This is a genomic window from Prosthecobacter fluviatilis (assembly GCF_055388355.1).
Map to the genome: position 1 here is coordinate 5,755,597 of NZ_AP043782.1, position 21,856 is coordinate 5,777,452.

16 protein-coding genes are annotated in these 21,856 nt (G+C 62.6%); 7 read left to right on the plus strand and 9 right to left on the minus strand.

Features of this window, described 5'->3' with window-relative positions; all coding sequences use genetic code 11:
• Nucleotides 1–17 precede the first annotated feature (17 nt).
• Nucleotides 18–2,060: a carbon starvation CstA family protein gene (locus ACZ5WW_RS22525; protein WP_377163132.1), complete on the plus strand. Its 2,043-nt coding sequence runs from the start codon at nucleotides 18–20 to the stop codon at nucleotides 2,058–2,060.
• Nucleotides 2,061–2,537: 477 nt separating this feature from the next.
• Here ACZ5WW_RS22525 and ACZ5WW_RS22530 read toward each other — a convergent pair whose 3' ends face one another.
• Entirely contained in the window at nucleotides 2,538–2,759 is a 222-nt protein-coding gene (locus ACZ5WW_RS22530) for a hypothetical protein (RefSeq protein ID WP_377163134.1), read from the minus strand.
• Between the two features lie 104 nt (nucleotides 2,760–2,863).
• Here ACZ5WW_RS22530 and ACZ5WW_RS22535 point away from each other — a divergent pair, with 104 nt between their 5' ends.
• Complete coding sequence (locus ACZ5WW_RS22535; RefSeq protein ID WP_377163135.1) at nucleotides 2,864–4,141, plus strand: PQQ-binding-like beta-propeller repeat protein; 1,278 nt, start codon at nucleotides 2,864–2,866, stop codon at nucleotides 4,139–4,141.
• A gap of 145 nt (nucleotides 4,142–4,286) precedes the next feature.
• Here ACZ5WW_RS22535 and ACZ5WW_RS22540 read toward each other — a convergent pair whose 3' ends face one another.
• From ACZ5WW_RS22540 to ACZ5WW_RS22550, 3 genes are all read right to left on the minus strand, one after another.
• Nucleotides 4,287–4,688, minus strand: coding sequence for a hypothetical protein (locus tag ACZ5WW_RS22540; RefSeq protein WP_377163137.1), 402 nt, complete (start codon nucleotides 4,686–4,688; stop codon nucleotides 4,287–4,289).
• Nucleotides 4,689–4,799: 111 nt separating this feature from the next.
• Nucleotides 4,800–5,912, minus strand: coding sequence for a recombinase RecA (gene recA / locus ACZ5WW_RS22545; RefSeq protein ID WP_377163139.1), 1,113 nt, complete (start codon nucleotides 5,910–5,912; stop codon nucleotides 4,800–4,802).
• A gap of 134 nt (nucleotides 5,913–6,046) precedes the next feature.
• Nucleotides 6,047–7,042 carry a type II secretion system F family protein gene (locus tag ACZ5WW_RS22550; protein WP_377163141.1) on the minus strand — a complete coding sequence of 332 codons (996 nt, stop codon included), beginning with the start codon at nucleotides 7,040–7,042 and terminating at the stop codon, nucleotides 6,047–6,049.
• A gap of 133 nt (nucleotides 7,043–7,175) precedes the next feature.
• Between ACZ5WW_RS22550 and ribD the strand changes: the two genes are divergently transcribed.
• Together ribD and ACZ5WW_RS22560 are read left to right on the plus strand one after the other, a co-directional pair.
• Nucleotides 7,176–8,240 carry a bifunctional diaminohydroxyphosphoribosylaminopyrimidine deaminase/5-amino-6-(5-phosphoribosylamino)uracil reductase RibD gene (gene ribD, locus ACZ5WW_RS22555; protein WP_377163143.1) on the plus strand — a complete coding sequence of 355 codons (1,065 nt, stop codon included), beginning with the start codon at nucleotides 7,176–7,178 and terminating at the stop codon, nucleotides 8,238–8,240.
• 68 nt (nucleotides 8,241–8,308) lie between these two features.
• Nucleotides 8,309–8,860 carry a D-glycero-alpha-D-manno-heptose-1,7-bisphosphate 7-phosphatase gene (locus ACZ5WW_RS22560; RefSeq protein ID WP_377163145.1) on the plus strand — a complete coding sequence of 184 codons (552 nt, stop codon included), beginning with the start codon at nucleotides 8,309–8,311 and terminating at the stop codon, nucleotides 8,858–8,860.
• Between the two features lie 185 nt (nucleotides 8,861–9,045).
• Here ACZ5WW_RS22560 and ACZ5WW_RS22565 read toward each other — a convergent pair whose 3' ends face one another.
• A complete protein-coding gene (locus ACZ5WW_RS22565; RefSeq protein WP_377163147.1) occupies nucleotides 9,046–10,491 on the minus strand; it encodes an N-acetylmuramoyl-L-alanine amidase in 1,446 nt (481 codons plus the stop codon).
• Between the two features lie 211 nt (nucleotides 10,492–10,702).
• On the opposite strand from ACZ5WW_RS22565, the gene gpmI reads away from it, so the two are divergent.
• Genes gpmI through ACZ5WW_RS22580 form a run of 3 tightly spaced genes read left to right on the plus strand, consistent with a single transcriptional unit; the run spans nucleotide 10,703 to nucleotide 12,972 of the window.
• Nucleotides 10,703–12,253, plus strand: a complete 1,551-nt coding sequence (gene gpmI / locus ACZ5WW_RS22570) for a 2,3-bisphosphoglycerate-independent phosphoglycerate mutase (RefSeq protein ID WP_377163149.1) — start codon at nucleotides 10,703–10,705, stop codon at nucleotides 12,251–12,253.
• Between the two features lie 9 nt (nucleotides 12,254–12,262).
• Nucleotides 12,263–12,655: a hypothetical protein gene (locus tag ACZ5WW_RS22575; protein WP_377163151.1), complete on the plus strand. Its 393-nt coding sequence runs from the start codon at nucleotides 12,263–12,265 to the stop codon at nucleotides 12,653–12,655.
• Nucleotides 12,655–12,972 (plus strand): low molecular weight protein tyrosine phosphatase family protein, encoded by a 318-nt coding sequence (locus tag ACZ5WW_RS22580; protein ID WP_377163153.1) that lies wholly within the window; start codon nucleotides 12,655–12,657, stop codon nucleotides 12,970–12,972. Before ACZ5WW_RS22575 ends, ACZ5WW_RS22580 begins: the two co-directional genes overlap by 1 nt.
• Before the next feature lie 251 nt (nucleotides 12,973–13,223).
• On the opposite strand, the gene ACZ5WW_RS22585 is transcribed toward ACZ5WW_RS22580, so the two are convergent.
• The 4 genes from ACZ5WW_RS22585 to ACZ5WW_RS22600 all read right to left on the minus strand — a co-directional run bounded on the left by ACZ5WW_RS22585 (nucleotide 13,224) and on the right by ACZ5WW_RS22600 (nucleotide 21,821).
• On the minus strand, nucleotides 13,224–15,815 hold the full coding sequence (locus ACZ5WW_RS22585; protein WP_377163155.1) for a VWA domain-containing protein: 2,592 nt from the start codon (nucleotides 15,813–15,815) through the stop codon (nucleotides 13,224–13,226).
• Between the two features lie 120 nt (nucleotides 15,816–15,935).
• Entirely contained in the window at nucleotides 15,936–17,069 is a 1,134-nt protein-coding gene (locus ACZ5WW_RS22590; protein ID WP_377163157.1) for an aminotransferase class V-fold PLP-dependent enzyme, read from the minus strand.
• A 35-nt stretch (nucleotides 17,070–17,104) separates the two neighbouring features.
• A complete protein-coding gene (locus tag ACZ5WW_RS22595) occupies nucleotides 17,105–18,025 on the minus strand; it encodes an alpha/beta hydrolase (RefSeq protein ID WP_377163159.1) in 921 nt (306 codons plus the stop codon).
• A 313-nt stretch (nucleotides 18,026–18,338) separates the two neighbouring features.
• Nucleotides 18,339–21,821, minus strand: a complete 3,483-nt coding sequence (locus ACZ5WW_RS22600) for a PVC-type heme-binding CxxCH protein (RefSeq protein WP_377163161.1) — start codon at nucleotides 21,819–21,821, stop codon at nucleotides 18,339–18,341.
• Nucleotides 21,822–21,856: the final 35 nt, after the last annotated feature.

Sequence of the window (21,856 nt, forward strand, 5' to 3'; positions counted from 1 at the left end):
CTACTTTCACCACCACCATGCCCAAGCCTCTTCAAGTCCTCATCTGGATCGCCATCTCCCTCCTCGGAGCCGGTGCTGTCGCCTTCTCCGCACTGCACAAAGGTGAAACCATCAATGCCCTGTGGCTCGTGGTGGCGGGCTTGTGCTCCTTCGCGGTCGCCTATCGCTTTTACAGCAAGTGGCTCATCACCAAGGTGCTAGTGCTCGATGCCCACCGCGCCCCGCCCTCGGTGACTCACAAGGACGGCAAGGATTTCGTACCGACGAACAAGTGGGTCGTTTTCGGCCACCACTTCGCCGCCATTGCCGGTCCAGGACCGCTCGTGGGCCCCGTGCTTGCAGCGCAGTTTGGCTACCTGCCAGGCATGCTGTGGATCTTGATCGGTGCCACCCTCGGCGGCGGCGTGCATGATGCGATTGTGATGTTTGCCTCCATCCGCCGCGGCGGCAAATCCGTGGGCCAGATGCTCAAGGAAGAGGTCAATCCTGTGGTCGGCCTCGTCGCCATGATCTCCGTCCTTGCCATCATGACCATCCTGCTCGCCGTGCTCGGCCTCGTGGTGGTCAAGGCCCTCGCCGAGAGCCCCTGGGGCCTGTTCACCATCGTTATGACCATTCCGCTGGCCTTCATCATGGGCTTTGGTCACACGATCTTTGGCGTCAGCGTGCGCGGCGTCACCATCTTTGGCATCGTCGGCCTGCTCGTCAGCGTCTGGGCGGGCAGCAATCTCAAAGCCTGGGGCATTGAGCACTTCTTTGACTACAAGGGCGAGACCATCGCGTGGTCCATCATGATCTACGGCTTCGCCGCCTCCGTGCTGCCGGTGTGGATGCTCCTCGCCCCGCGCGACTATCTGAGCACCTTCATGAAGATCGGCACCGTGGCCGTCCTCGCTGTCGTGGTCATCTGGGTCGCGCCCGATTTGCAGATGCCCAAACTCACGAAGTTCGTCGATGGCACCGGCCTCGTCTTCCTCGGCAGCGTCTTCCCCTTCGTCTTCATCACCATCGCCTGCGGAGCCATCTCCGGCTTCCACGCCCTCATCTCCTCTGGCACCACCCCCAAGCTGCTCGACAACGAGGCTGACATCCGCAGCGTGGCCTACGGCGCGATGATCACCGAGATGCTCGTCGCCCTCATGGCTCTCGTTGCCGCGTGTGCACTCCAGCCCGGCGAATACTTCGCCATCAATGCCGGCATCAACAAGACCATGGCTCCCACGGAAGTTGTCGGCGTCATCTCCAATGCCGGATTCCCCGTCACCGTCGCAGGCATGGACAAACTGGCCGCCGACATTGGCGAAAAAACCATGTTTGGCCGCGTCGGTGGAGCCCCCACCTTTGCCGTCGGCATGGCGCAGATGTTTGCCCGCGCCTTTGGCCCTGCGTGGATGTCCTTCTGGTATCACTTCGCCATCATGTTTGAGGCGCTGTTCATCCTCACCACCATCGATGCCGGCACACGCGTGGGCCGCTTCATCCTGCAGGACTTCCTGGGCGGCATCTGGAAGCCGCTGGGCAACACCCGCAGCCTCCCCGCCAACGTCTTCGCCAGCGCCATGCTCGTCGCCGCCTGGGGTTACTTCCTCTATCAGGGCGTCGTCGATCCCCTCGGCGGCATCAACACCCTCTGGCCTCTGTTCGGCATCGCGAATCAGCTCCTCGCTGTCATCGCCTTCTGCCTCGGCACCACCATCCTCATCAAGATGGGCAAGGCCCGCTACCTCCTCGTCACCGTCATCCCGCTCATCTTCCTCATGAGCGCCACCTTCGCCGCCGGCTACATCAAGCTCTTCGACAAAGATCCGCGCATGGGCTTCATCGCCGGTGCCAAAATGTACGGTGAAAAGCTCGCCAAAGGCGGCACCCCTGTGGAGATGAAAACCTGGGCCGCGCAGCAGTTCAACTTCAACGTGGACACCGCCGTCACCGCCTTCTTCCTCCTCGCCGTCGCCATCATCTTCATCGGCTGCCTCCTCGAATGGATCAAGCTCCTCAGCGGCTCCAAGAAAGTCGTGCTCAATGAGGAGCCCTACGTGGCGCTGCCGGAGGGGGCGTAATTAGGCGCGCCAGCCTCGTGAAGGGCGGTGGCATTGAGGCAAGGTGCAAGCCTGCTTCGACGACACCGTTTTCGCGAGGTGTCGAACGCCCGTCGTCCTCACCTTGCCGTGCAGCCTGCGAAAGCGGTGTTGCGCCCAAGCTTGCCGCCGCACTCCACGACGCTCCGCGCTCGCGTGAGCGCTGAAGCATCTGCCATGATTGCAGAGAGTGTTCGCTTCGTCAGGTGGTCACATCTTTTAGTTCTGACCCTCTTCAAGAATCTTCATCTTCAGCGCCGACATGAGCCTGCGTTGAATGGAAAGCGCCGACTTTGTCATAGGGATGTCTTCCGTGACGTACAAGCCTGACGGCAGATGCGTCACGACAAGCCGTCCTCCTTTTCCCGGACCAAGATAAAGGTGATCAATTCTGACGTCTGTGGCAGATAATTTCATTGTGCCATTCTGCACGTTCTTATTGCCCCGTGTCGAACGACATCAGGCAGCGGCGATGATGCGTTGGATGTTAGAGCGATCCTCCGGGATGAAGCGCCCTGCGGCCGCCACATCGAGCCGCGTCTGGATGTGCGGCGGTGTATCACTCGCCTCATTCATCCAGCGCAGAAACGCCTGACGCGTGACTTCGTCCGCGTCTTTGTAACCTTGCGCCACTTGACGCTGAATGAAGGCTTCAATGGGGTCGGTGAGTGTGACTTCCATGGCGTTACTGTTTAGGACCATCCGTTCGATGTCAAACTTCGCCGAAATCTCAAACCGCGCGTTTTTTGATCGTCAGGCGCTTCTGCCTTCGTATGAAGCGCCACATGATTTCCAAAAACGCTCTTCTCTCCGCCGCTGGTCTTGCGCTGGCTGTCACTTCATCCGCCGCTCCAACCGCCCCCACGGCTCAAAACTGGCCCGAATTCCGCGGAGCGGGCGCTCAGGGGCACTCCGCCGCCACCCATCTCCCGCTTACCTGGAGCCCCACCTCCAATATTGTGTGGAAAGCACCCGTCGCAGGTATTGGCTGGTCATCACCCGTGGTGATTGGCGATCGCATCTTTCTCACCTCCGCCCTGCCCGTCGGCGGTGTCGAGGACCCCAAGGCGAACCGTTCTTTGCACGCCATGGCACTCGATGCCACCACTGGCAAAACCGTCTGGGACGTGGAGCTCTTTACCGCCACCGCCCCGCGCGCCCACCGCAAAAACAGCCACGCCAGCCCCACGCCCGTTTTTGAGGACGGCAAGCTCTACGTCCACTTCGGCCACCTCGGCACCGCCTGTCTGGACGCCGCCAACGGCAAGACCGTGTGGGCCACGCAGGAGTACGCCTACTCCCCCGTGCATGGCAATGGCAGCAGCCCCGTGCTGTTTGAGGACCTTCTCATCTTCAATGCCGACGCCGAAACCGAGCCCAAGGTCATCGCGCTCGACAAAGCCACCGGCAAAGCCCGTTGGACCTTTGCCCGCCAGTCCGAGGCCAAAAAGAAATTCTCCTTCTGCACCCCGCTCCTCATCGACGTGGCCGGGCAGAAGCAACTCATCACCCCCGGCAGCGGCGTGGTGAACGCGCTCGATCCCAAGACCGGCACCGAAATCTGGCACTTCAACTACGACCAGGGCTACTCCGTCGTGCCACGCCCCATCTACGCCCACGGCATGATCTACCTCTCCAGCGGCTACGACAAACCCGTGCTCTACGCCATCAAGGTGGACGCCTCCTCCAAAGGCGATGTCACCGCAAGCCACCTCGCCTGGACCATCGACAAAGCCGCTCCTCACAATCCCAGCATGGCGGTCGTGGGCGATGAGCTCTACTTCGTCGCAGACAACGGAATCCTCACCTGCGCCGACGCCAAAACCGGTAGTGTCCACTACTCCGAACGCTGCACCGGCCCCATCTCCGCCTCCATCCTCGCCGCCGATGGCAAGCTCTACCTTCAGGACGAAAAAGGACTCGGTGTCGTCGTCAAGCCCGGCAAGACCTTCAGCGTCCTCGCTCAAAACGACCTCGGTGAGCGCAGCCTCGCCTCCTATGCAGTCATCGGCTCAGATTTGCTCATCCGTACGGAGGGCAATCTCTACCGGGTGAAAAAGTAACGGCATGCAGATGTCACGCGTTTGATGCCTTCAGCTGCGGCTGTCGTTTCGTGATCAAACGCCACCGAAGCGCCCTGGGTGCAGAACCCAGGGCGTATTTTTTTGGCCTCTGCTGACCCCGGCAGGCATGCGAGCCCATCGTGTTTCAGTTGAGACCAAAGCGCTGGAGGCCCTGGAGCGGCGGTGCAAACCAGCACATCGTGGAGCGCACCTGGGGAGGGATGTCGTCCGCTGCCTGCAACACGAGCAGGGAGATCTTGAAGCCGATGGAGCCGTCCGCCCGCCGCTGGGGAGTGCTGGCCACCACAAGGCCTTTGAGCATGACCCACTTTGAATTCGTGGTGGTCATGGCGAGCATCGAAGGCGTCAGCGCGGTGCGTTGGATGCGCACCTGAACTTCCGCCCCCAGGTCGAAACGCTGGCGCGACCAGAAGACGAGGCCGCAGGTGGTGATTTCACAAAGCTCGACAACAGACTGCCTGCCACCGCAGACCGAAGGCTCTTCGTTTGCGGAGGTATCCTGCTTTTGCTGGCTGTGCTTAGCCATACGGTTCGCGGAATGACCGCGAAAAGAGGCGCACGGCGCGGGAAAAGTCAAACGGCGAAGGTGGGGCAGGGGAGGCGGGGCGGGCCATGCACGCCCCGCGCTCAGGCAGGCTTATTCTTCGTCACCGGAGGCGGCGGAGGACTTGCTGGAGCCCTTGGGGCTGCCCGCTTCCTCGTTTTTCTCGGCCTGCTTGGCCTTCACGGCGGCCTCGATCTCGGCATAGACGGTGGCGTCGCTGCGCAGGACTTCCTTGGCGGCGTCGCGTCCCTGGGCGAGCTGGGTGCCTTTGTAGCTGATCCAGGAGCCGCGTTTTTGCAGGATCTCGAAGTCCATCGCGAGGTCGAGCAGCGATCCCACATTGGAGATGCCCTCATTGTACATGATGTCGAACTCGGCCTCGGTGTAGGGCGGGGCCAGCTTGTTCTTCACCACTTTGACCTTGGTGCGGTTGCCGGTGACGGTGCCGTCGGTGGTCTTGATGGCGCCGATGCGGCGGATGTCCACGCGCACGCTGGCGTAGAACTTGAGGGCCTTGCCGCCAGGGGTGGTTTCGGGGTTGCCAAACATGACGCCGATCTTTTCACGGATCTGGTTGGTGAAGATGCAGCAGGTGCGGGCCTTGGAGATGATGGCGGTGAGCTTTCTCAGCGCGGCGCTCATCAGACGGGCCTGGGCGCCCACGGTGGAGTCGCCGATGTCGCCTTCGAGTTCCTGACGGGTGACGAGGGCGGCCACGGAGTCGATGACGATGACGTCGAGCGCATTGGAGCGCACCAGCGTTTCGCAGATGCGCAGGGCTTCTTCACCGGAGCTGGGCTGGGAGACAAGCAGTTCGTCCATCTTCACGCCAAGGCGGCGGGCATAGGCGGGATCGAGGGCGTGCTCCACGTCGATGAAGGCTGCCAAGCCACCGGCCTTCTGCGCCTGGGCGATGACGGTGAGCGTGAGGGTGGTTTTACCGGAGGATTCCGGGCCGTACACTTCCACGATACGGCCGCGGGGGAAGCCGCCGGTGCCGAGCGCCTGATCGATGAGCAGATTGCCAGTAGGAATGACGCTGATGTCAGATTTCACGCCTTCGCCGCCCATGCGGAGGATGGCGCCCTCTCCATAGTCTTTCTGAATCTGCTGGATGGCCAGGTCGAGATTGCGGCCGCGTGCCTCGGCAAGCTTGTCGGTCTTGGGGGCGGATGCTTCGGCGGATTCTTTGGGTGCGCGGGCCATAATCAGAGGTAGTGTGTGGTTATAAAAAGATGTTCGGGTGAACAGAAACCGCATTTCGGGCGGCCTGTAAAGCACTTTCCGTCCTTAAGAGGCGAATACTTGCTCCCAGAAGCTTCTCGCTGCTGCGGTTTGCCTCAGAAGCCGTCCATCTGCCTGGCCATGCCGCCGTAAAAGCCCGACATCATGCCGATGATGCGGTACACCACATACACGACGACGACTCCATAGGCGATCTTGGGCAGCCATTGTGCGGCACGCTGCACAGCGTCTCCGGCTTCGATGGACTCTGCTGCGGCCCAGCGGTTCATTTCGTGGTCCAGGGTGCCAGCCTCTTCCGCTGTGGCAATGCCATGCACAAACACCACGGGGAAGCCGTGCACGTCTGCCATGGCTCCCGAGATGGTTTCTCCTGCGGCGATGCGCTGGGCGGCATCCCGTGCTGCATGGCGCAGCAGGCCGCTGTGGGAGGCGCTGCCCGCCAGCTGCATGGTCTCTGTTATCCGCATGGAGGCCAGCAGGCAGGCATGAAACACCTGCGAAAAGCGTGCCAGCGCCCAGTGCCGGCGCACACTCCCGATCAGTGGCAGGCGGCCGAGCCAGAGATCCACCGCCGCAGACTGCGCCCCCAGCCGTGAGAGCCAGCGCCAGAGTAGAAAGAGGGAGAGCAGCACCAGCCATAGGGTGGCCAGAGGGGTGAAAATTCCCGCCAGGGAGTAGGGCTTGCCATCCATGCTCGAGGTCACGATGGTGGGCAGCTCTGGCAGCACGATGCCCAGATGGGCCAGCACCAGAGGGTAAACCATCGCCCCGAGCGCCTGCTTCACCGCCACGTGCCAGGCCTCAAAGTAGCGGGAGAGATGGCTGAAGGCATCCCCCAGGCGGCCGCTGCGCTCCCCGGCGTCGATCAGCGCAAACTCCAGCGCGTCTGAGAACGCCCCGCAGTGTGCGGCGATGGAGGCGGCCACGCCTTTGCCCTCCTTCAGGCCTAGCTGCAGGCCCTGCAGCCAGGTGCGGCGCGCATGGCTGGGCTGCTGCTTCAGCAGCAGCTCCAGCGAGCGGTCCAGATGAAAATTGGCCCCCACAAGCTTGGCCAGTTCACGATACAGCAGGGCTTTTTCGGAAAGTTTCATCGGCGTTTTGAAACTAACGCCAGCGGGTCCGACTCAGCGAGCACAAAAAACTCCGAGCTGCAGGACCATCGCCATTGTGTGACACTCTTATTGCTTCTCAGGCCCGTTTCACCGCTTATCATGCGGGCTCCGCATGCCGCCTCCCATCGCCCACAAAGAAACCCCCGACCAGCACTGGATGCACCTCGCGCTCGACCAAGCCCAGCTTGGCGTCGGTCTCACCAGTCCCAATCCGCCCGTGGGGGCGGTCATCGTCGCCCAGGAAAAGGTCATCGGCCGCGGCTACCACCACAAGGCGGGAGAGCCGCACGCCGAGGTGGAGGCCATTCGCGATGCGCAGAAAAACCATCCCAAGCTGCTGCGCGGCGCCACGATCTACGTCACGCTGGAGCCCTGCTGCACGCACGGCCGCACGCCGCCCTGCACGGAGGCGATCAAGTCTGCCGGCATCAAGCGCGTGGTCATCGGTGCGCATGATCCCAATCCCAGCCATCGCGAGCAGGCCCGCAGCATTCTGATGCTCGCCGGCATCGAAGTCACCGCCGGAGTGCTCGATGAAGAGTGCCGCGCCATCATCCGCCCCTTTGCCAAATGGATCACCACCGGCATTCCGTATGTCATCGCCAAGGCCGGGCAGAGTCTGGACGGCCGCATCACGCGCCCGGCGGGGGAGAGCTCACTGATCACCAATGACGCCGCCCGCGCCCATGGCCGCAGGCTGCGCATGCGGGTGGACGCCATCCTGGTGGGTGCCGAGACCGTCCGCAAAGACAACCCCCAGCTCACCCTGCGGGATGGCAGCGCCGGCAGCGGCAAGCAGCAGCCCTGGCGTGTGGTGCTCACCCGCAGGGGAGAGATTCCGCCGGAGTCACAAATCTTCACGGATGAGTTCAAGGACCGTACTGTGATCATGCATGGCAAGGACCTGCCTGAAGCCCTGGCCATTCTGGGCAAGCAGGGCGTGCTTTCCGTGCTCATCGAGGGCGGTGGCATCGTGCTAGGCCAGGCGTTTCGTGAGAAGCTCGTCGATGAGGTCTATTGGTACATCGCTCCACGCCTTTGCGGCGGAGGCCGCCCCTCCATTGACGGTCCGGCGCTGCCGGACTCCATCGAACTCAAAGACGTCACCGTCCGCCCCATGGGGGACAACGTGTGCTTCCACGGTTTCCCGGTGTGGCCGGAGAAGGTGAAGGAGTGAGAGAGCACTGCCCGTGGCTGCAAAGATCAGTTTTCATCCCGGCGCGGCACCGCTATCCGTGCGCATTCATGCCCTCTGTCCCACCTCTTCGTCCTGCCGTTTTTTTTGACCGCGATGGTGTTGTCAATGTCTCCCCCGGAGACGGCTACGTGCTGCGCTGGGAGGATTTCCACTTTGCACCCGGTATCATCGAGGCGCTGGCGCTGTGCCGTGCGCGTGGGTATGCGACGATCCTGGTCACCAGCCAGCAGGGCGTGGGCAAGGGGCTCATGACGCAGGCGGCGCTCGACGACCTGCACACGCGCATGCAGGCCGAGCTGGCCCAGCATGGCGCGGCGCTGGATGGCATTTACGCCTGCACACATCTGGCGGGCAACTGCACCTGCCGCAAGCCGAGTGCGGAGATGATCTTCCGCGGGCGTGATGAACACGGGCTCGATCTGACGCGGAGCTGGCTGGTGGGGGACCATGACCGCGACATCCAGATGGCCATCAATGCCGGCGTGCCACGCACGGTCCGCATTTTGAGCCACCACGAGCCGAAGGTGACGGCGGATTTTACGCTGGCGGAGACGGCGGGGCTGGCAGCGCTGCTGCGGGAGATGTTGCCGGTGGTGTGAGCGGGGGATCGCCCATATCCGGAGGGTATGCTTTGACACGCAACGCCTCGACTTTTCATCAATCGTTAATCATGCACGCCCACGATGGGTTTCGGGCCGGAGGATTGACGATTGTCGAGCAATCGATTTTTGATTTTTGAAGTGGGTAACCGAGCGGGCTGGCAGCTGGTTCACGTTCTTATGGCTCACCGCTTGGCCATCGCAGACTCGAGCGCCTTGCGGTAGTTCAGCACGGCATCGCCGATGGCGTTGGAGACCTGCTGGCGGTAGGTTTCGGAGGCGACGAGCTGGCATTCGGCACCGTTGGTGACGAAGCCGCCTTCAAACAGGATGCCGGGGCGCTTGCAGCCGGTGAGCACGCTCCACTGGGCACGCTTGATGCCACGGTCCACAAACTTGAAGCGGCTGATGACGCTGGCATGCACGGCAGTGGCGAGGGCGATGTTGGCGGAGTCCTGCTTGTTGCCGGTCACACCGTTGAGGTTGTAACCGCCGCCGCGGCTGATGGTGGCTGCGGCGCTCTGGGGAGTCAGCGCCCAGGTTTCGATGCCCGTGGCGGCAGCGCCGCCGGAGTTGAAATGGAAGCTGAGAAAGATGCTTTTCGGCGTCTGGTTGGCGATGGCCACACGTCCGCCCAGAGTGATGAAAGTGTCCGTCGAGCGGGTGAGGATGACCTTGAAGCCGCGCTGCATCAGCGCCGTGCGTACGGCCATGGCCATCTTCAGGGCGAAGTCTTTCTCGTAGCCGTAGATGCCGCGTGCGCCGGCATCATGGCCGCCGTGGCCCGCGTCGACGACGACGGTGTCGAAGTACTCGGCGTTTTGGATGTGGCTGGGGTAGAGGACGGGGTCGATCAGCTTGCAAAGGTCCAGCCGGGAGAAGAGCACCTTGCCGTTGTACTCCTGCACGGGGAAGCTGAGGATGAACTTGATGTTGTTGATCAGCATCTCCTGGGAGCCGATCTGCGCCTTCAGGATGAGCTTGGAGGAGCCGAGCCAGAAGTGCGTGCCCTGCGTGCGGAAGGTGGTGAAGCCATACACAGGGTTGTAAAAGTTGCGGATGCTTTCCGCCGTCACGTAGTCTCGTCCGCCGATTTTGACGATCTCCCAGCCGCCATTGGCTGGAAGGACTTCGACGGTTTTGGACTTATCTGAGCTGGAGGGCTTGTCGTCATCGTCGTCCTCTTTGAACTCGCCCTTCATCGGGGCTTCGTTGTCCTTGGCAGAGGATGATTTTGTGACGTCCTTGATGGGCTCCTCCTTGGGCTTGGGTGCCGTCTTGGGAGACTCTGTTTTAGCGACGGTCTTGGAAGGGGCGGATTTTTTGCCGATCTCCACTTTCTTGCCACCGGTCGTGGTGATGATGACGCGGGGCGGCTTGCCGCTGGAGGATTTTTTGGCGGCCGTCTTTTCAGGCTCTGGCTTGGGCTTGACGGCCGGTTTTTTTTCAGGCTCGGGTGCGGGCTCAGGAGCAGGGGTGTCGCTCTTGCTGCTCCCGCCGCCAAAGATCTTTTTGAAGAAGCCCGGCTTCTCGTCATCAGCACGTGCCACACCGAACGACGCTGCGGCCAGTGCGAAAGCGAGAGTGGCGAGGAGGGCCTTGGGAAGTGTGGGATTCAGTCCGGGGGTCATGGTGAGAATGACGTCAATATCGGAGAAAGGCGGCTCTTTATACCCTGAGACGGGCCGGAGCGCAAACGATCTGAAAAGCAGGGTAGGGGATGGGCAGGATTTGCCAGGAATCAGCCAGGGGGGCAAAATGTGCGGCCAGCCTCCCCGGCCGGTGCAGCCTTGACCCCGAGCTTGACGGAGCCGCCGCTCTGACCCATTGACGCCATAGCCTATGACCAAAAAACCTGTTGTTCTGATTATCCGTGACGGCTGGGGCATCAACCCCGGCGGCAAAGCCCAGGCTGAAGCCAATGGAGACGCCACCCTGCTGGCCCGCACCCCTTTCCACGACCACCTTTACGCCACCTACCCCATGGGCACCGTCAGCGCCAGCGGCGAGGATGTGGGCCTGCCGGACGGCCAGATGGGCAACAGCGAAGTGGGCCACCTGAACCTCGGCGCCGGCCGTGTGGTGTACCAGGACCTGACCCGCATCAACAAGTGCATCCGCGACGGCGAGCTGGCCAAGATGCCGGTGCTGGTGGAGGCCTTTGAGCAGGCCAAGGGCAAGCGCCTTCATTTCCTGGGCCTCATCAGCGACGGCGGTGTACATTCCCACCAGGACCACCTAGCTGCGCTCTGCGATGCCGCCAAGGCCGCAGGCGTGAGCGACCTGATGGTCCATGCCATCACCGACGGCCGTGACACCTCCCCCACCGGCGGTGCCGCTTACATGGCCAAGCTGGAAAAGGACCTGGCCCCGAGCGGCGCGAAGATCGCTACGGTCATCGGCCGCTACTACGCCATGGACCGTGACAAGCGCTGGGAGCGCAACAAGCTGGCGTGGGACGCCATCGTGCTCGGCCGCGGTGAAGTGCGCAGCGATCTGCCCAGCGAGGCCGTGAAGGCCGCGTATCCGAAAGACCCGCGGGGTGATGAGTTCATGCAGCCCATGATCTTTTCCAGCGCCAACGAGCAGCGCATCCGCGATGGCGATGTGATCCTGTGGTTCAATTTCCGCGCTGACCGTGCCCGCCAGCTGAGCGATGCCTTCCTGAAGTCCGGCTTTGACGGCTTTGACCGTGAGGTGACTCCGAAGACCGGCTACTACACGCTGACCGAGTACGACGCCAACTACACCGCGCTGGGTGCCAAGGTGATCTTTGGCACCGAGAGCCTGAACAACAACCTGGGCCAGGTGGTGGCTGCCGCAGGCCTGAAGCAGCTGCGTGCTGCTGAGACGGAGAAGTACCCGCACGTGACCTTCTTCTTCAACAGCGGCGTGGAGGAGCCGAATCCGGGAGAAGACCGCTATCTGGCGATCAGCCCGAAGGAAGTGCCCACCTACGACAAGAAGCCGCAGATGAGCGCGCCGGACCTCACCTTTGAAGTGCTGCGCCGTCTGGAGAAGTACGACCTCGTGATCATGAACTACGCCAACCCCGACATGGTGGGCCACACGGGCATTGTCGAGGCAGGCATCCACGCCTGCGAAACCATCGACCTCGGCGTGCGCCTGATCGTGGAAAAGGTGCTGGAACTCGGCGGCAAGCTCTTCATCACCGCCGACCACGGCAACTGTGAGCTCATGCGCAATCCGGATGGCAGCCCCAACACCGCACACACCACGAATCTCGTCCACGGCATCTACGTCGCCGCCGATGCGAACAGCTACACCGTCGCCAACGGCAAGCTAGCCGACATCGCCCCGACCCTGCTCGACATGCTGGGCGTGAAGCCCTCGGCTGAGATGACCGGGAAGAGCCTGCTGGTGAAGAAGTGAGGAGTTCCCATGACCAATTCCTTCGAGTCTCTGACGAAGGCTGATTTGCATCTAATGGCAGATCAGCTTTTGAAGGGGGACGCGACAGGCATTGAGTCATGTGTGTGCTATTTCGAGGCGACAACCCAAGGTCTCTGGCACAATCGTGCGAGAGCCATGATGGCGCGTCGCTTCAAGCATTGCGATCTAACTGTTGCCCAGCAGCAGCGTCTTGCATCATGCATCCTGGACAGGCTGGCAAAAGGAGCGGCCGGCGAGCAGTTTCGTGACCAATTGAAACTCGGTCTGCACCTCGATGCCCTGCGTTTCTTCGGCGCGGCCACGGTGCTGTCGAAGGATCCAAGAAGTTATGTTCGCAAACTCGCCGAATGGATTTTGAATCACGAGACGGAAAAACGTTGATGCGCCTGCTCTTCCTCTGCTCCCGCAACCAATGGCGCAGCCCGACTGCGGAGAGGGTGTATCAAAACGATCCGCGCGTGGAGGTGCGCAGTGCCGGCACCAGTGCTTCTGCGCGTTGCAGGGTTTCGGAGAAGCTGCTGCTGTGGGCGGACCTGGTGCTGGTGATGGAGCATGAGCACAAGCAGAGGCTGCGGGAGATGTTTCCGGAGACCGTGCGGGATCTGCGCATCGAGGTGCTGGACATCCCGGATGATTATCCCTTCATGGACGAGGAACTGATGAGGCTGGTCCGTGAGCGGGTGGAGCCGCTGCTGTAACGGTCGCGAAAAATTCATCCAGGAGCGCGGAATTTATTCCGCAGCACTCCGCAAGCATCCACCCTTCCGCACTCATCCTCCAACAGTCGCCGTTCCAACTCGCGTGTCGCACCTTGCATGCCGCAGGCAAGGTGATCCTCGGCTTGAAGGGAATGATGTGTGGTTAAGAGCCTGCCGCTTCGGCGGAGTGCTGCGGAATAAATTCCGCGCTCCTGCCGAGCTTTTGAATCCGGTCGCACAATGGATGGTTATCACGCCGCTTTCTTCTGCGGCAGCAGCTGCCACAGGCCCACTACGTGCTCCCAGCGGCGGATGCCGGTGTCGATGAGGAAGACTAGCAGCAGGAGCAGGAGCAGGTCTGGCCAGAGCTCCTCATACTGCACGGCCTTGGTGGTTTCCAGATTGGGCAGGCTTTGGGCATCGGCGAGGTAGTCGCCGCCGGTGATGCGTGCGGCCTCCTTTAGCAGCTCTTCGTTGATGGTGCCCAGGCTGGCTTCGGTGGAGGGATTGTGAATGAGGCCGGTGGTGATCATCTCGGCGCCGTATTGCGCGCGGATGAGATACACGCCTGCCTGAGCGGGCTTGAAGTCCGCCACATAGGCGCCGGGGGCATCCTGCCGCAGCGTGAGCTTTTGCACGGCTTTCATCGGCGCGCCCAGGGCATCCGCCGCCACGTGGAAGACCTCTGCGGAGATGGAGGCGTTGTTGGCGCGGGTGCCGGCGTCGGCGAGCAGATCGACGCTGATGCGGGCATCATCCCCCAGCATGCGGGCGGAGAGGTCCATCAGGCGGCCCTGCGGTGCGCGGGCTGTCTCGCGCAGCACCTGGGACCAGAAGCGGCCATAGCCGGGCCAGCGGGCGATCCAGAGCGAGGCCCAGCGGCTTTTGGCATCGGAAGTAAATGCCGTGGCCTTGCCAAGGCCGAAGCGCCAGTGCGCCAGCAGGGGATCGCCTGTCTCGGTGACCAGCGGCACCTGCGCGGAGGTGCGGCGTGTGGTTTTCACGTAGCCGAGCAGATCAGGGGAGTCCCATTTTTCAAAGCCCGCAAGGATCGGGGCTTTCTCCTTCAGCACCGGGGCGAAGGGCTCTTCGCGAATCATGCGCCCGGTGTGCATGAGGGTGTCCTGGGTGAAGATGCGTGTGATGCTGCCGGCATCCATCGTGGAGTAAGACTGCCCGCCTCCGCTGGATGCCACGGCCTGCAGCATGCCCACATGCGAACCTTCGCCGATGGCGACCGTGGAAATCGTCAGCCCCTCATTGCGGCACTGCGCGGCCAGCTGCTCGTAGCCCAGACCTGCGGTCTGGCCGTCGGTCAGGATGATCATGTGCTTTACGCGCGCCTTGGCGCGCAGCAGGGCCTCGCGTGCGAGCTGGAAGGCGGGCTGCAAATTGGTGCCACCACCGGAGGCGATGGCGGCGATCTGCCCTGCGACTGCGTTGGTAGAGGTCAGCCGCGTCATCGGCGCGACGACGTGCGCCTCCGAGTCAAAGGCCCAGACCCCGAGAGAATCATTATGCCCAAGAACCTCCGCCGTGGCGATGGCGGCGCTTTTGGCCATTTCGAGCTTTTCACCAGCCATGGAGCCTGAGCGGTCCAGCACGATGGCGACGGCGGCGCTCTGCTTTTCCTCCTCGTCCGGAGCCTTGAGCCGCACGGGCAGCACCTCCTCGATGGGGGTGCGATAGTAGCCACCGACACCGAAGGAACCCGGGCCGCCGAGCATGATCAAACCGCCGCCGAGCTTGTCCACGTAGTCGCGCAGCGCATTCATGAGGGGCTCGCCGAGCTGGTGCGCTGGCACGTCGGAGAGAATCACTCCGTCATAGCCGCCGAGCATTTCAAAGGTGATGGCGAGATTGCCGGGCTGGCGCATGTCCAGCTCGATGCCCTCCTTTTCCATGGCCTGCATGAGGTAGCGGCCTTCTGAGGCGTCTGACTCGACGTAGAGCAGGCGTAGCCGTCCGCGCACATCCACGATGGCCAGCGCGCTGTCATTGCCAGGCAAGGTATCGCCCTGGAAGCCTTCGAGCACGGCGCGGTACTGGAAGGTGTTGCGCGTAGACGGGGTGCGATTGAAGACGATCTCCTGCGTGGTGCCGGGCTTGAGCGTGACGGGGCGCTTTTCCACCTCGATGCCGTTTTCGTACAGCTTCAGGGTGCCGGTGCCTTCGATGGTGCTCTCAAAGACCGCCCTGAGGCTCAGGCTGGCGCCTTCAAAGAGGCGCGTGCGGTTCGGGGTGAGGGAAAGCATGCGCGCGTCTGGCCGCCGCGGCCCGGCCACGGGCAGGGCGTGCAGCTTGATGCCGGACACGGCAGCCTCGCGCGCCGCATCCAGCAGGCTGCCGCGCGTTTCATGGCCGTCGCCGATGATGAGGATGTTGCGGCTGGCGCCGGGGGGGAAGAGAGCCTCCGCGTATTCCACGGCGGCGGCGTAGTGGCTGTCGCCACCGTTTTCTTTTTGCCATGCGGCCTGCATGGCGGGTGTGCTGCCTTCAGGCAGGAGCTCGGGCTGGGAGCCGAGCTGGACGACAAAGGAATCAATCCCGCTGCCGAGCCCCGCACGCACGCGGGCGGCTTCATCGAGGGATTTTTTCAAGCCTTCCTGGCCCATGCTCTGGCTGGCATCGACGATGATGCCGAGCGCCTTGCGTCCTGTCTGCGTCACACGGGCCGGTCCGGCGAGCGCGGCGATGGCGAGCATGACGCCGAGAGCGCGTGTGACCAGCAGCAGGCGCTTCCGCAGCCCGGACATGGGGTGCGATGAGCGCGACTCGATCCACAGCAGCAGAGCGACTGCGGGCAGGATGAGCAGAAGGAGTTTTGGCGATTCCCAGTCCAAGGTCTCGGAGGATAGGCTTGCGGCGGGGCAGGGCAAGAGGTGTCCCGAAAAAAGGCACCCAGTAGCGAGGGCAATTTTGCCCGCTGCTGAACGCCTTCTTCACGGGCAGGATTGCCCGTGCTACTTCAGGGCGCTGCGCAGCGTGGCCAGGAGCTTCTCGATGTCCTCGGCGGTGGTGTAGCCATGCACGGCAATGCGAATGCGCCCCACCTGATGCATGACGTGGATGTTTTGCGCCAGCAGGGCGTCATTGATGGCGGCGGTGTTTTCGTGCTTGAAGGCGACGATGCCGCTGGAGCAGCCGGGCTGCGCGGCGCTGAGCGCGGTGAGGCCCAGCTCCTTCAATCCCGCATGCACGCGGGCGACGAGCGGATCTGCATGTGCGATGATCTTGTCCATGCCGACTGCCTCAAGATAGCGCAGCGAGGCATTCAAGGCATACAGCGCGGCAAAGCTGGGCATGCCGACGGAGAAGCTGAGCGCGCCGGGCTTGATGCGGGCGCTTTCAAAGCGATCGGCATCAAAGGCGTTGGCGATGTGGTACCACCCGCCCGCGCTGGTGGTGAGGCGTGCGGCGGATTTTTTCGGGATGCCGATGACGCCGCCGCCATGGATGCCGAGGGTCCATTTGTGCGTGCTGGAAATCATGATGTCGGCGTCCTGGCAGTCGAGTGCGACACGGCCCAGCGCCTGAGTCACATCGACGGCGATGACCGCCTGCGGCGCGAGCTTGCGGATCATGTCGCGCAGCGGAGCGAAGGGGATGCGGTGGCCGTTGTAGAAGCTGACGAGGCTCACCTGCACGAGCGCGGTGTGGTCATTGAGCAGCGCGGCGAGATCGGTGAGGTCCAAGGCACCTTCACGATTTTTCCAAAGGCGTGTGACGGGGCGTGAAGCCTCCGGCGCGGTGAGCCAGGGCGTGGCTCCCGCCGGAAAATCGAGATCCGTGACGATGACTTCGTCCTTCGGCGTCAGCTGCAGCGCGTTGGCGAGGAGGTTGTAGGCTTCGGAACTGCAGGAGCAGAAGGAGACTTCATCCGTGCTGAGGCCGAGGTGCCGGGCGGTGATCTCGCGGCAGTCCTCCACACGCGGGAAATGGAAATCGCGCCCGCGCATGCCGAGCGACTTGTGGTGCATGTACTCCGCCACGGCCTCATTCACGCAGAGCGGCGGGATGCTCTCGGCGGCGGTGTTCAGGTAATGGATGCCTTTGAGGCTGGGGAAATCGGCGGCGCGGGAAGATTCAGTAAGCATGCGTGGAAGAAACGCTGCTCGCGCGGTTTTTTTAATCAGTTCTCGTGCTTCAATGAGGGCGCGTTTTCTGGCAGTTTGATCGTGGGCTCTCCACCCAGGTAGCCGAGGGAGGTGAGGAATTCGTCCATCTTCTTCGCCGTCACCTGAATCCACGGCTCCTTGTTGAAAAAGCCGTGCGGCATGTCCGCTGCCGTCCACATCTCGGCGCGCAGGCCCAGTGCGGCGGCTTTCTTCACATACTCATCGCCGCCTTCCTTGAGCTTGTCCGCCGTGCCAAAGAAGAGGATGGCGGGCGGGGTCTCCTTGCTGACAAAGCTGTTGGGCGTGATGGCCTCCGCCATTTCCAACGTCATCGGGCCTTCGCCCGTGGTGCGCTGCTTGAAGAGGGTGGCGATGTTCATGGCCGGATTGAACAGCACCATGGCGTTCGGCTTGGCGGAGATGCTTTTGTCGTCGGACTCCGCATCGTAGGCTAAGGCCAGCGCCGTGCAGGCTGCGAGGTGCCCGCCAGCGGAGCCGCCGCCCGCGATGATCTTGGCGGGATCGATGCCCAGCTCCGTGGCATGGCCGCGTACCCAGCGGATGGCGCTTTTGGCATCTTCCACCGCCTTGTCGGGAGTCGTCTTGTGGACATTGAGAATGCGGTAATCCGCGCTGATGGCCACGATGCCACGGCTGGCCAGGTATTCCGCCTGCGGGACAAATTGCAGATACGAGCCGCTCTTCCAGCCGCCGCCGAAGAAAAACACCGCGCAGGGCCGCAGCACTGCTGCCTGCACCTCGCCTTTGGGGGAGAAGACATGCAGCTTCAGCTCGCCCTGCGGCGTGGTTTTATAGACGATGTCCTTGGTCGTGACTTCGGCATCGGTCAGCTTGATGAGAGGCTTGTTTTTGCCCGCCTTCTGGGCGTGCAGCGGCAGGGCGATGGCGAGGAGGAGTGGAAGGAGCAGGCGCATGGTTGCGGCTGAAACGGCGGGGGAGGGAAGAAGTTTCAGGGCTTTGAAGTACGACAGATTGGCTACGCCTGTCTCGCCAAGCCTCGGCTCTCCTGTCTGTCGGCCAGCGGCACCGCAAACACACCAATGCTCACGCGCCTCCCCAGGCTGGTGTGAGGGTGAGTGCATCCGCACACCCGTCGCTGCGGGGTTGTGCCGGTTTGTGGTCCTGACCTGCTGGCGGAGCCTTGAGGGAGTGGAGACGATGATTTTCGATTCGGTGACTGCAGAGCCTGCGTGAGCGCTGATCGACAGGCAGGAGTGCCTGTCGTGCCTACTTCAGCGTCTGCAGCCACGCCACGAGATCAGCGAGCCCCTGGGGGCCGATGGCTCCGGCGAGGCCGGGCGGCATGAGGGAGAGTTTCAGTTCCTCCTTTTTGGTGATGCTGGTCTTCTTGACCGGCGTGGCAGCTCCGCCCGCGATGCGCAGGGTCAGCTCTGCATCTGTCTCGCTGATGGGATAGCCGGTGACGGTCTGGCCTTCCTTGGTGGTGATCTGCTGACCGACGAAGCTGTGCTCGATGGCGGCGCTGGGATACAGGATGGCGGTGAAGAGGCCTTCGGCGGAGAGCTTGGCACCGATCTGCGAGAGGTCGGGGCCGAAGTCGATGTACTGGCCTTTGACGCGGTGGCAGGCGATGCACCCGGCCTGCATGAACATCTGCGGGCCCTTGGCGGCATCGCCTTTGAGCTTAACGAGTTCGGGCAGCTTGGGGAAGTTTTCCAAACCCTGTGCGGCAGGGAGTGGCAGAGCTGTGGCGGCCTCGCTGCGCAGCCCGGCATCGGTGCTGCGGCTGAGCGCCAGCGCGGCCTGGTCTTTGAATTCGGCAGGCAGTTTGCCCTCGCTGTGCCAGCGCAGGATGTTGCGTCCGCCTTCGCCGCTGAGCGCAAGGGAGTCGATGATGGCATGGCGTACGCTCAGGTCTTTCTCCTGCCAGAAGGCCTGGTTCAAAACGGCCACCGAGGCGCGGTCGCTCACGCGTCCCAGGGCGGTGACGAGTGTCTTGGCCGCAGCAGGATCGGCGGTCTTGAGGAAACGCAGCGCGCCATCCCGGTTCATCGCGATGAGCCGCGCCGCATTCACCGACTCCGGCGCATTCGGATTGGCGACGATGTAATCCAGCAGCTCCTTCTCGAAGCCGGTGAGGTTGAGGCGCTCCACCAGGGAGATGAATTCCGGCTTGCCGATGACGGGCTTCAGCAGGGAGTCGAGACGGGCTTTGGCCTCGGGATTGGAGGCGATGGTGTTGCGGTCGAGCAGCGCGGTGGAGGCGAGGGCGGTGTCTGCATCGGCCTTGAGGAAGATGGTGAGGGCGGCGGCGGAGACTTCTTTGGGGTGCTGGTGGGAGAGGAGCTGGAGGGAGCGGAGCCCGCTCAGTTTGTCTTTGGACATGCCGTTGTGGAAACCCGCTGATAGAGCCAGACCAGGATTGTGCAGGGCACCGCGCCAGTTCTCCAAGTCAGTGATTTTGACATCGGGGTTATTTTTGAGAGCCGCCCAGCGCTGAACGGAATAAAGATCTTGAGCGATGCCCCAAGCTTCCAAGCCCCAGCGGTCTTTATCGTCTGTTGTGCGGGCGAGATCTTTCCAGAGAGCATTCGCCTGATCTGAACCATCAAAACGCATGGCAAGCGCTGCCTCACGGCGCACCGCAGCGTCTTTGTCTGCAACGATCTTCGCGACGACATCATCGCGCAATCTCTCCGGCTGCTTCTGCTGCCAGAGCATGCGGGCGGCGCGGATGGCGGTGATGCGGAGATTGGGATCGGTGTCGGTGAGGGCGGATTGAAGGTAGGCTGGAAGGGCGAATTTGAGGTCGCTGGGTGGTTCGGCAGCGGCCTCGACTTCGGAAAAGCGAGCCAGAGCCCACAGGGCTCGTGCGCGGTGCTGCGGCTCCGCCTTGGTGTCAGCCAGAAGTTTGTTGAGGGCGGGGATGGCCTTGGAGTCGAATTTGTTGAGTGTCAGCCAGGCCAGATACCGCTGATCTTCATTCGATGACTTCAATGCAGCCACGGCACCCTCGACTGTATCAAGCTTGAAGCTCGGAGTCTGATACTTCTCAGCCGCCTTCGTCGTCACGCGAAACAACCTCCCGCGCGTCGTGTCTCCCATCCCATGTCCACCCACGCCGGGATCGTACCAATCGGCAACGATCAAGGAGCCATCGGGGGCGATGGCGACGTCGCTGGGACGGAACCAGCGGTCCTTGGTGCCTTCGAGGATGTTGACGATCTCGGCCTTGTAGCCTGCGCCGTCGGGCTGGGTGATGTAGGCACGCACGACGTTGGGTCCGGCATCGCAATGGATGGGCTGGCCGTGGAAGATGCTGGGGAGGAGATCGCCTTCATACACCTGCATGCCGGTGGGGCTGCCGGCACCGGTTTGCAGCATGTTGGGGATGACGCCCGGATCGTTTTGATGCCAGTGGCGCAGGGGGATTTCGCTTTCCCAGCCGATGCGCGGGGTCTGCCAGCCAGCGCCGGTCATTTCGTCGGAGTAGCCGTAGTTGCCGAACTCCATGACGTAGTTGATGCGCACGCCCTTGTTGCCGTCGTCGTCGTTGTCGGACTGCCACATCGTGCCGTAGCTATCGACGGCGACTTCCCAGTTGTTGCGGAAGTTCCAGGCGAGGACTTCGACATTGCTGCCGTCAAGTTCGCAGCGGAAGACCATGCCCTGCTGGTAGGGGCGGTTGTTCTGGTTGGTGCATTTGATGCCGTGGATGTCGGTGATGAGATTGCCGTCTTTGTCGCAGAGCTGCTTGCCGGCGTTGCCAAAGTTGAAGTAGAGGCGGCCATCGGGACCGAAGTGGAAGGCGTGGATGCCGTGGTCATGCTGCGCGCCGCCGATCTTGGTGAACATGAGTTCCTTGCGGTCGGCTTTACCATCGTCGTTGTCGTCGATGAGCCAGAAGACGTCGTCGCCACAGGAGATGAGGGCTTTGTTGCCGAGCACGCAGATGCCGTGGGCGCTGTCCACATCATGGCCTTGGTGGAAGACGGTGGACTTGTCGGCCTTGGCGTCGCCGTCGGTGTCTTCGAGGATGAGGATGCGGTCGCCCTCGGCGCGCTCGCCGAGGTGCTTGCGGTAGTTCACCACCTCGCAGACCCACACGCGGCCGCGTGCGTCGATGTCGATGCTGGAGGGGCTGGCCATCATGGGCTCGCTGGCAAAGAGCTGCACCTTGAGCTCGGGATGCACATCGAGGGAATCGACGGCGGTTTCAGGATCGTGAGAAGCGTTGTCGCTGGCGACGATCGGGCCGGGGTTTTCGGTGTACACGCGGAACTCCACGCTGTCTCCGCCCTGCTTGGTGCCGCCTTCATCCAGCGCGCCGCGTGCCTTGAAGCGTTTGGCTCCGGCGGGCAGGTTGAAAGCGATGACGCTGTTCGCATGTGTGCCGATGCCGTAGTCGATGGCCTTGCCCGCGCTGCGCAGCTCGCTGCCGCCAGCACTGGCATTCACGCGCACATTGCCCCAGCCGCTCTGCGCGGCTTTCCATTCCACCTCGGTGAGTTTCTTCTCGCTGCCATCGGCGAGAATGAGGCGTGGCTCGGCCCAGTCCGCCCAGTCGGCGGCGAAACCGTTGCCGCCATCGGTGACGACGAGATACATCTCCTTGGCCCCTTCCAGCGAGACATCAATGTCCACGCTGTGATTCGGCGTGGCATTGGAGATGAGCTTGGACTGGAAGAGCGGCTTCGGCGCGGCGAGGAGAAGCGCTGGCGTGAAAAGGGCGAGCAGGAAGAGTTTCATGCGGTGGGACGGAGAATACGCCCGAGGCAGGGGGG

Excerpts from the sequence above, each read along its gene's own strand:
- ACZ5WW_RS22580 (WP_377163153.1), top strand. The coding sequence starts at position 12,655 with ATGCGCCTGCTCTTCCTCTGCTCCCGCAACCAATGGCGCAGCCCGACT.
- gpmI (WP_377163149.1), top strand. The coding sequence starts at position 10,703 with ATGACCAAAAAACCTGTTGTTCTGATTATCCGTGACGGCTGGGGCATC.
- ACZ5WW_RS22560 (WP_377163145.1), top strand. The coding sequence starts at position 8,309 with ATGCCCTCTGTCCCACCTCTTCGTCCTGCCGTTTTTTTTGACCGCGAT.
- ACZ5WW_RS22590 (WP_377163157.1), bottom strand. The coding sequence starts at position 17,069 with ATGCTTACTGAATCTTCCCGCGCCGCCGATTTCCCCAGCCTCAAAGGC.
- ACZ5WW_RS22535 (WP_377163135.1), top strand. The coding sequence starts at position 2,864 with ATGATTTCCAAAAACGCTCTTCTCTCCGCCGCTGGTCTTGCGCTGGCT.
- ACZ5WW_RS22575 (WP_377163151.1), top strand. The coding sequence starts at position 12,263 with ATGACCAATTCCTTCGAGTCTCTGACGAAGGCTGATTTGCATCTAATG.
- ACZ5WW_RS22540 (WP_377163137.1), bottom strand. The coding sequence starts at position 4,688 with ATGGCTAAGCACAGCCAGCAAAAGCAGGATACCTCCGCAAACGAAGAG.
- ribD (WP_377163143.1), top strand. The coding sequence starts at position 7,176 with ATGCCGCCTCCCATCGCCCACAAAGAAACCCCCGACCAGCACTGGATG.
- ACZ5WW_RS22565 (WP_377163147.1), bottom strand. The coding sequence starts at position 10,491 with ATGACCCCCGGACTGAATCCCACACTTCCCAAGGCCCTCCTCGCCACT.
- ACZ5WW_RS22550 (WP_377163141.1), bottom strand. The coding sequence starts at position 7,042 with ATGAAACTTTCCGAAAAAGCCCTGCTGTATCGTGAACTGGCCAAGCTT.
- ACZ5WW_RS22525 (WP_377163132.1), top strand. The coding sequence starts at position 18 with ATGCCCAAGCCTCTTCAAGTCCTCATCTGGATCGCCATCTCCCTCCTC.
- ACZ5WW_RS22595 (WP_377163159.1), bottom strand. The coding sequence starts at position 18,025 with ATGCGCCTGCTCCTTCCACTCCTCCTCGCCATCGCCCTGCCGCTGCAC.
- ACZ5WW_RS22600 (WP_377163161.1), bottom strand. The coding sequence starts at position 21,821 with ATGAAACTCTTCCTGCTCGCCCTTTTCACGCCAGCGCTTCTCCTCGCC.
- ACZ5WW_RS22530 (WP_377163134.1), bottom strand. The coding sequence starts at position 2,759 with ATGGAAGTCACACTCACCGACCCCATTGAAGCCTTCATTCAGCGTCAA.
- recA (WP_377163139.1), bottom strand. The coding sequence starts at position 5,912 with ATGGCCCGCGCACCCAAAGAATCCGCCGAAGCATCCGCCCCCAAGACC.